This window comes from Sulfitobacter sp. HI0040, from assembly GCF_001634885.1.
Taxonomy (GTDB): domain Bacteria; phylum Pseudomonadota; class Alphaproteobacteria; order Rhodobacterales; family Rhodobacteraceae; genus Sulfitobacter.
The window spans coordinates 1-340 of sequence record NZ_LWEX01000304.1 but is presented as its reverse complement, the minus strand read 5'-3'; the positions used below and the strand labels follow the sequence as shown (position 1 = coordinate 340).

Here is a 340-nt window from a genome sequence, read left to right as displayed (position 1 = left end):
GCTGAAGCCGTCGCGGGCGCTGGCCTCGCTCATCGAAAGCATCAGGGCGGCCCATGCAGCGGAACAGTTTGACTAACGTCAAACTCCACTTCACTTGTTCCATATTTTTTCAACGCTATAAACGAAGCACGCTCGCCCCGACGCAGTTTTGGGGGAAGATGTGGGACAAACGTACAACCAGCCCTTGGGCGGCAACGAGATGCCGCGCTTTGCCGGACCATCGACGATGATGCGGCTTCCCGCCTGCGCGGATGCGGCGGGGCTGGATGCCTGTTTCGTGGGTGTGCCGCTGGATATCGGCACCTCGAACCGGGCGGGCACGCGTTTCGGCCCGCGCCAG

Annotated in this window: 1 protein-coding gene; it reads left to right on the top strand. The window is 62.1% G+C overall.

Annotated elements, in window-relative coordinates; all coding sequences use genetic code 11:
* Nucleotides 1–199: 199 nt before the first annotated feature.
* Nucleotides 200–340, top strand: a 141-nt coding sequence (locus A3728_RS22820; RefSeq protein WP_330220282.1) for an arginase family protein, incomplete at its 3' end; no start/stop codon positions are given.